The 8,087-nt window shown below is 60.3% G+C and carries 6 protein-coding genes, 4 tRNA genes and 1 pseudogene; 9 read left to right on the plus strand and 2 right to left on the minus strand.

The features are described from left to right. From AC1DVH_RS23055 to AC1DVH_RS23095, 9 genes and pseudogenes are all read left to right on the plus strand, one after another. Positions 1-415, plus strand: a pseudogene (locus AC1DVH_RS23055) (glutamate--tRNA ligase); the annotation flags it as partial. Positions 416-673: 258 nt separating this feature from the next. After that, positions 674-749: transfer RNA gene (locus AC1DVH_RS23060), tRNA-Ala, on the plus strand. A gap of 79 nt (positions 750-828) precedes the next feature. Beyond that, positions 829-904: transfer RNA gene (locus tag AC1DVH_RS23065), tRNA-Glu, on the plus strand. 53 nt (positions 905-957) lie between these two features. Further along, positions 958-1,033: transfer RNA gene (locus AC1DVH_RS23070), tRNA-Ala, on the plus strand. 80 nt (positions 1,034-1,113) lie between these two features. Continuing rightward, positions 1,114-1,189 (plus strand) — tRNA-Glu (locus AC1DVH_RS23075). 184 nt (positions 1,190-1,373) lie between these two features. Further along, a complete protein-coding gene (locus AC1DVH_RS23080; protein ID WP_477755760.1) occupies positions 1,374-1,913 on the plus strand; it encodes a TetR/AcrR family transcriptional regulator in 540 nt (179 codons plus the stop codon). Positions 1,914-1,942: 29 nt separating this feature from the next. Next, positions 1,943-2,776 carry an alpha/beta fold hydrolase gene (locus AC1DVH_RS23085; protein WP_477755761.1) on the plus strand — a complete coding sequence of 278 codons (834 nt, stop codon included), beginning with the start codon at positions 1,943-1,945 and terminating at the stop codon, positions 2,774-2,776. Positions 2,777-2,825: 49 nt separating this feature from the next. Then, positions 2,826-3,260 (plus strand): acyl-CoA thioesterase, encoded by a 435-nt coding sequence (locus AC1DVH_RS23090; protein ID WP_477755762.1) that lies wholly within the window; start codon positions 2,826-2,828, stop codon positions 3,258-3,260. A gap of 192 nt (positions 3,261-3,452) precedes the next feature. Next, a complete protein-coding gene (locus AC1DVH_RS23095; protein WP_008050845.1) occupies positions 3,453-4,412 on the plus strand; it encodes a tRNA dihydrouridine synthase in 960 nt (319 codons plus the stop codon). A gap of 30 nt (positions 4,413-4,442) precedes the next feature. On the opposite strand, the gene AC1DVH_RS23100 is transcribed toward AC1DVH_RS23095, so the two are convergent. Both AC1DVH_RS23100 and AC1DVH_RS23105 read right to left on the minus strand, forming a co-directional pair. Then, positions 4,443-7,721 (minus strand): sensor domain-containing protein, encoded by a 3,279-nt coding sequence (locus AC1DVH_RS23100; RefSeq protein WP_477755763.1) that lies wholly within the window; start codon positions 7,719-7,721, stop codon positions 4,443-4,445. Between the two features lie 67 nt (positions 7,722-7,788). Continuing rightward, positions 7,789-8,087, minus strand: a 299-nt coding sequence (locus AC1DVH_RS23105) for a LysR family transcriptional regulator substrate-binding protein (protein ID WP_477755764.1), incomplete at its 5' end; no start/stop codon positions are given.

Here is an 8,087-nt window from a genome sequence, read left to right on the forward strand (position 1 = left end):
GGGCCGCGTCGAAACCTTCAGCCAGGTGGCACCGCTGGCCGGGTTCTTCTTTGCCGGTGGCGTGAACCCCGATGCCAGGCTGTTCGAATCCAAGAAGCTGTCGGGCGATCAGGTCCGCCAGTTGATGCAGTTGATCCTGTGGAAGCTCGAAAGCCTGCGTCAGTGGGAGAAGGACAGCATCACCGCAACCATTCAGGCGGTGGTCGAGTCCCTGGAGCTGAAGCTGCGTGATGCCATGCCGCTGATGTTCGCTGCGATCACCGGCCAGGCCAGTTCGGTGTCGGTGCTCGATGCGATGGAAATCCTCGGGCCGGACCTGACCCGTTTCCGTCTGCGCCAAGCGATCGACCTGCTGGGCGGTGTGTCGAAGAAAGAAAACAAAGAGTGGGAAAAGCTGTTGGGCGCTATCGCTTAAGCGCTTGCGGTCTACTGTAGGAGCTGCCGAAGGCTGCGATCTTTTGATCTTGTTTTCAAAAAGCAAAGCCAAAAGATCGCAGGCTGCGCCAGCTCCTACAGGTCTGCGTTGGTTGCAAACCTCCCGGATTTTCCGGGGGAGGGCGGTAAGTGATTGTTATGTCGGCAAAAAATTTTAAATTTTTTGAAAAATAAGTTTGACAGGCTTTCGATACACCCTTAAGATTCGCCCCGTCCTCAGCGATGACATCAACGATGAGGGGCTATAGCTCAGCTGGGAGAGCGCTTGCATGGCATGCAAGAGGTCGACGGTTCGATCCCGTCTAGCTCCACCAATTTACACTTCAAGGCCTGGCCACACCGGTCTTGAAGCGATCAACACTCAGCGTTGATCTGTTGTATAGAAGGGTTTGCGTCCCCTTCGTCTAGTGGCCTAGGACACCGCCCTTTCACGGCGGTAACAGGGGTTCGAGTCCCCTAGGGGACGCCAGTTTTACAGAAGCGATGTTGCAAGATGTCGCTCCGCCGCGAGGCGAAAAATCCGGGGCTATAGCTCAGCTGGGAGAGCGCCTGCATGGCATGCAGGAGGTCAGCGGTTCGATCCCGCTTAGCTCCACCAATTTTACAGTTCAAGGTCTGGCCACACCGGCCTTGAATCGATCAGCTCTCAGCACTGATCAGTTGTATAGAAGGGTTTGTGTCCCCTTCGTCTAGTGGCCTAGGACACCGCCCTTTCACGGCGGTAACAGGGGTTCGAGTCCCCTAGGGGACGCCACGATTACCCGCTCTGCGGGATTTATAAGGGTCATTCAATTATTGAATGGCCCTTTTGTTTGTCTGGCGTTTGGCCAAATTCCTCCACTTCCCAAAAAACTGTTCTTCAGACCAGCGGTCACACCCATGACTTGCTAAAATTTATTATGAGAATAATATTTCAATCGTAATATTCGGAGGCAACGATGAACGATAAAAAAGCTCAAACCCGCGAACGCATCCTCAAGGCTGCCAGCGCAGCGCTGATTCAGCGCGGCCCGGCCGAGCCAAGCGTGGGCGAAGTGATGGGCGCGGCGGGCCTGACGGTCGGCGGCTTCTACGCACACTTCGAAAGCAAGGACGCGATGATGCTGGAGGCGTTCAAGCAATTGCTCGGTCACCGCCGCGACCTGATTGCCGACATGGACGCGGAGTTGACCGGCGAAGAGCGCCGCACTCTGGTGGCAGCGTTTTACCTGTCGCGCAAGCACCGTGATTCCTCCGAATCGGCGTGCCCGATCCCGGCATCGGTCGGTGAACTGGGACGGCTGCCGGAAGCGTTTCGTATTGCATTGAATGAACACGTCGAAATGATGGTCGCGCAGTTGGCGGCCAGTCCTGAAGAAACCGAAAAAGCCCTGGCCGATATGGCCTTGATGGTGGGTGGGCTGGCTCTGGCGCGGGCGCTGGGGCCAGGAGAGTTGTCCGATCGATTACTGCGCGCCGCCAAATCGGCAGTGCGTTGACCTGAAGGCTGCGGCCTGAGGAGAATGCGATGAGCGCGTTAAAGTGGGTTCGTGGCGTTAATGGCACCTTGGGCTGGTTTGCCCCGAAACTGGTCGCTAGCAAAATGCGACTGGCCTTCATGACACCGCGGGATCTGCCGCCCCGTGACTGGGAGCTGCCGCTGTTGGCGAGGTCCGAGCGGATCACCTTGCGTTTCGGCCTCTCGGCGTTGCGTTGGGGGCAAGGCCCGGCCGTGTTGCTGATGCACGGTTGGGAAGGGCGGCCAACGCAGTTTGCCAGCCTGATCACGGCGTTGGTCGATGCCGGTTACTCCGTGGTCGCGCTGGATGGTCCGGCTCACGGGCGCTCGCCGGGCAGCGAGGCGAATGTGGTGCTCTTTGCTCGTGCCATGCTCGAAGCCGCCGCCGAACTGCCGCCACTGCAAGCGGTCATCGGCCACTCCATGGGGGGCGCCAGTGCGATGCTAGCGGTGCAGTTGGGCCTGCGCACGGAAACCCTGGTCAGCATCGCTGCCCCGGCGCGGATTCTGGGTGTGTTGCGTGGGTTCGCCCGCTACGTCGGACTGCCACCAAAAGCCCGTTCGGCGTTCATTCGCCAGGTCGAGCAAGACGTCGGCATGCGCGCCGCGACGCTGGATGTCGCTCACTATCAACTCGATATGCCCGGCCTGATTGTCCACGCCGAAGACGACAATCTTGTCTCTGTGAAGGAATCCCAGCTGATTCACGAAGCGTGGTTCGACAGCCGTTTGCTGCGCCTGCAAGAAGGTGGGCATCAGCGGGTGCTGGCTGACCCTCGGGTGATTGATGGCGTGTTATCACTGCTGGCCGGTCGCCGTCTGCAATCGCGCCAATCCGCTTGAGCATCCGTTACACTGCCCTGGTCGAAATTATCTGACCAGGGAGTCGGGCATGGGCTGGGATCGGGAAACGCCATTTATCATTGATCTGCAAGTGGACGCCGAGGACATTGACGGGTTGGGGCACGCGAACAACGCGGTCTACGTGACCTGGCTCGAACGCTGTGCCTGGCGCCACTCCCAACGCCTTGGCCTGGACCTGGTCGAATACCGGCGGCTGGACCGGGCGATGGCAGTGGTGCGCCACGAGATCGATTACCTGGCGGCAGCCTATGAAGGCGATGAGTTGCAATTGGCGACCTGGATTGTCGATTGGGATCAGCGCCTGAGAATGACCCGGCATTTCCAGTTGAAGCGACCCAGCGACAATTCGACCTTGCTGCGCGCGCAAACCACCTTCGTCTGTATCGAGCTGTCCAGCGGCAAGCCCAAGCGCATGCCGGTAGAGTTCATCGAGGGTTATGCTCCGGCATTGCTATCGCTCTAACCAATGTAGGAGCGAGCTCGCTCGCGAAAAACCTGAGACCGCCGCGGGGCGTCAGGCTGGTCGCGTTAACGTTGACGACCATCGCGAGCAATCGAGCGTCGACCGGCTGCTCCTACAGGGGATCTGCGATGTTCTGCAGAGTCCTGCTGAAACCAGTAAACTGCCGCACGTTTTTCCTCGAGTGTGTTTTTCATGCAAATTGCTTTGGCGCCCATGGAGGGGTTGGTCGACGACATCCTGCGCGATGTGCTGACCCGCGTGGGTGGTATTGACTGGTGCGTGACCGAGTTCATTCGGGTCAACGACCAGTTGCTGACACCTGCCTATTTCCACAAGTTCGGCCCGGAGTTGCTCAACGGTGCCCGGACGGCCTCCGGTGTGCCGCTGCGTGTGCAACTGCTCGGTTCCGATCCTGTGTGCCTGGCGGAAAATGCCGCGCTGGCTTGCGAGCTGGGTTCTGAAGTGATCGACCTGAACTTCGGCTGCCCGGCCAAGACCGTCAACAAATCCCGTGGTGGCGCGGTGCTGCTCAAGGAGCCCGAGCTGCTCAACCAGATCGTCGAGCACGTCCGTCGTGCCGTTCCTGCACACATTCCGGTCACTGCCAAGATGCGCCTGGGCTTCGACAGCCCGGACGGTTCGCTGGTGTGTGCCACGGCCCTGGCCGAAGGTGGTGCGGAGCATATCGTGGTGCATGCGCGGACCAAGGTTGACGGCTACAAACCGCCCGCGCACTGGGAGTGGATTCCACGGGTGCAGGACGTGGTCAAGGTGCCGGTGTTCGCCAATGGTGATATCTGGAGCGTCGAAGACTGGCGGCGTTGCCGCGAGATCAGCGGCGTGGAAGACATCATGCTCGGTCGTGGCCTGGTGTCGCGTCCGGATCTGGCCCGGCAGATCGCTGCCGCGCGGGCCGGGGAGGAGGTGGTCGAGATGACCTGGGCCGAGTTGCTGCCACTGATCCAGGACTTCTGGTTGCAGGCCAAGGCACAGATGACGCCTCGCCAGTCGCCGGGTCGCCTGAAGCAATGGCTGGCGATGCTGACCCGCAATTATCCCGAGGCGGTGGAGCTGTTCACCGTGCTGCGCCGTGAGACCGAGCTGGATAACGTCTCGCGTTTGTTGGGTCTGCCGGTGGCTGAAGCGGCCTGAAACTTTTTTGTGCCTTGTCCTCTAAAAACGCTACTTCAGCAGTTTTTGAAACTCCTCAACCGGCAACGGCTGACTATGCAAATACCCTTGGTAGAAGTGACAATCCAACCCCTGCAAGAACTCCAGTTGCTCTGCTGTTTCCACCCCTTCGGCAATCACTTTCAAGTCCAGGCTGTGGGCCATGGCGACGATGGCGCGGATGATCTCGGCGTCGTTCGGGTCGCTGGTGGCATCGCGGATGAACGACTTGTCGATTTTCAGGGTGTCGACCGGCAAGCGCTTGAGGTAGGTCAACGAGGAATAGCCGGTGCCGAAGTCGTCCATGGCGAAGCTCACACCGAGTTTTTTCAGGCGGCGCATTTTGCTGATGGTGTCTTCCAGATTCTGGATCACGATACCTTCGGTGATTTCCAGCTTCAGCAGGGAGCACGGCAGGCCATAGCTGTTCAGGCTGTTTTCGACGCGCTCGACGAAGTCGTTCTGGCGGAACTGGCGCGGGCTGATGTTCACGCACAGGCTGAATCTTAGCGGGTCTATCAGGCCGTTTTCGATCAATTGCTTGAAGGCCTGGCAGGCTTCGTCGAGGATCCAGGTGCCGACTTCCAGAATCAGTCCGCTGTCTTCCAGTACCTTGATGAACTCGTTGGGTGACTGCGGGCCAAGCTCCGGATGATTCCAGCGTACCAGGGCCTCGGCACCGACGATGCGGTCGCCCCGGGCGTCGACCTGGGGTTGGTAATGCACGCGAAACTCGCCCCGGGAAAGCGCCAGGCGCAAGTCGGTTTCCATGCGCAGGCGTTCGCTCGCGGCCTTTTGCATGGTGTTGTGGTACATCTGCGCGGTATTGCGCCCCGAGTCCTTGGCGCGATAGAGCGCGATGTCGGCGCGCTTGAGCAGGTCGGTCGGGGTCGAACCGTGATCGGGGATCAGCGCAATGCCGATGCTTGGTGTCACTTGCAGGCGCTGGCCATCGAGGAACATCGGTTCGGACAGCAGTTCGCGGATGGTGTCGGCCAGTTGGCGTACCTGATCGCTGACCTCGCTGCGCGAGCCTTCGAGACCGCTGAGCAGTACCACGAATTCGTCACCGCCCAGGCGCGCAACGGTGTCTTCCATGCGCACGCTGGCCTCCAGGCGCGCGGTGATGATTTTCAGCACGGTATCGCCCACCGGATGCCCGAGGGAGTCGTTGATGTGCTTGAAATGGTCGAGGTCGAGGAACATCAGCGCGCCGCGCAGGTTATGGCGTTTGAGCAGGGCGATCTGCTGGCTCAGGCGGTCCATCAGTAATGCCCGATTGGGCAGGTTGGTCAGTGAGTCGTGGTAGGCCAGGTGGCGAATCTGCGCTTCGGCGTTTTTCAGCAGGCTGACGTCTCGCGCGGTCAACAGCAGGCAGGCGGTTTCATTGAGGGTGATCGGCTCCACCGAGACTTCGACAGTGAGCAGTTCGCCGCGCTTGTTACGCCCGAGCATTTCCTGGTGATGAACCCGGCCCTTGATCTGCAATTCCGMCAGCAGCGCCGAGCGTTGTTTTTCTTCAGCCCAAATCCCCACCTGATACACCGTGCGGCCCACCACTTCTTCGGCGCGGTAGCCGGTCAGGCGGCAGAAGCCGTCGTTGACCTCCAGATAGCGCCCGGTGTCGCGCTCGGTGATGGTGATGGCGTCGGGGCTGGAGTGGAACGCCTTGGCGAATTTCTCTTCACTGGCCTTGAGCGCCGCTTCCGAGCGCTGTTGCTGGGTGATGTCGCGCAGCGTGGTGACAATGCAGGGCTGGTCGCCGACGCTGATCTGGCGGCTGGAAATCACGCAAGTCAGGACCTGTCCGTCCTTGTGCTGGACGAGAATGGCGACGTTGTTCAGGCCTTGTTCGCGGATCACTTGTTCGATCCGTCGCAGGCTTTTCGCTGAAGCGTCCCACAGGCCTATTTCGTCGGCGCTGCGGCCGATCACATCGGCGGTGCTCCAGCCGAAGGTCTGGGTGAAGCTGGAGTTGATTTCAATGAACTGGCCGCTGTCCTGGTGGGTGACGCAGATCGGGTCGGGGCTGACCTGGAACAGCGTGGCGAATTTCTCTTCGGAGGCCACCAGCCGTTGTTCGCGCTCCACCTGGTCGGTGATGTCGAGCAATGTGCCTGCCATGCGCACCGGCACGCCGTTGTCATCGCGGTAGAGGCGGGCGCGGCTTTCCAGGTAGCGCGAGCTGCCGTCAGGCAATTGCACGCGGTAGGTCAATTGATAGTTGCCGGCCGGGCCTTCACGCAGGCTGCGGTAAGCGTCGCGCATGGTGTCGCGTTCTTTGCCGGGCACGCCTTCGAAAAACTCGTCGAAGGACTCGTGAAAGGGTTTGGCGTCCAGGCCGTGCAGTTGGGCGGCCCGTGCCGATCCGTAGAGCATGCCGCTGGGAATGTGCCAGTCCCAGGTGCCGAGCTGCGCGGAGTCCAGGGCCAGGTCGAGGCGTTCCTGGCTGTCCTTGAGGGCATGTTCGGCGACTTTGCGTTCGGTGGTGTCCAGGAACGTGCTCAGTAGATAGGGCTGGCCTTCGAGCTCGACTTTTTGCGCACTGAGGATACCGTCATGGACCTGGCCATTGCTGGCGCGAAACTGCACTTCCATGCTCACCAGGTCGCCTTTGGCCTTGGTGGCCTTGACCAGGTCGGCCCGTTGCTCGGGATGCACCCACAGCCCCAGTTCCAGGGTGGTGCGGCCGATCGCGTTTTGTACCGGCCAACCGAACAGGCTTTCGAAATGCTGGTTGGCTTCGGAAATCAGGCCGTCTTCCTGGCGGGTCAGCAGGACCATGTTCGGGCACAGGTGAAACAGGGTGGCGAAGCGTTTTTCCGAGCTGCTCAACGCCTGCTCGCGCTGGCGCTGGTGGGTAATCTCGCGGATCACGCCGATCATCCGTGGCCTGCCGTGCTTGTCCGGCAACAGGCTGCCGTTGATTTCCAGCCAGTGCAGGCTGCCATCGGGCCAGCGGATGCGGTGATGCATCGCTTGCTCCAGTGGCGCGCCAGCGATGACCGCGTGGAAGGCGCGAAGGGTTTTCGCGCGATCTTCCGGGGGCAGCAGGTCGAGGTATTCCAGATCCGATGGCAATGGTTTGCGGGGGTCGAAGCCGAACAGCGCCTGCGTGCCCCGGGACCAGCTGATCTGCCCGCGCTCGATGTCCCAATACCAGGCGCCCAGGCGCGCGCCGTTGAGCGCGGCCAGTAATTGCGAGGCACTTTCCCAGCTCTGTTCTGAGCTTTTCGGATCAAGTGCCTGAATTCGCGGCATCGGCGGAATACGGTCTACAGATTTCGGCATTGGCAAGCCTTGAGCTGAGTTTGGGCGTTTGTTGCAGGAATTCTCGGCTCTATAGGAGTAGCACAAGTTAGCCTTGAGTCCCTGGCGGATCGAGTTGAGCGTCCAGCAAGGCCATGAAGGCCCGCGCAGCATTCGACAGCGTCCTTTCCGTGTGCAGGATATAGCCTAGCTGGCGAGTGAGCTGTATGCCCGGCAAAGGTATGCGTGCTACCTGGTCATCGAGCATGGTGCGCGGCAAAACGCTCCAGGCCAGGCCAATCGAGACCATCATCTTGATGGTTTCCAGATAGTTGGTGCTCATGGCGATGTTTGGCGTCAGGCCCTGGGCTTCAAACAGCCGTTGCACAATGTGGTGGGTAAAGGCTG

The sequence above is a fragment of the Pseudomonas sp. P4_C3 genome, assembly GCF_056402075.1.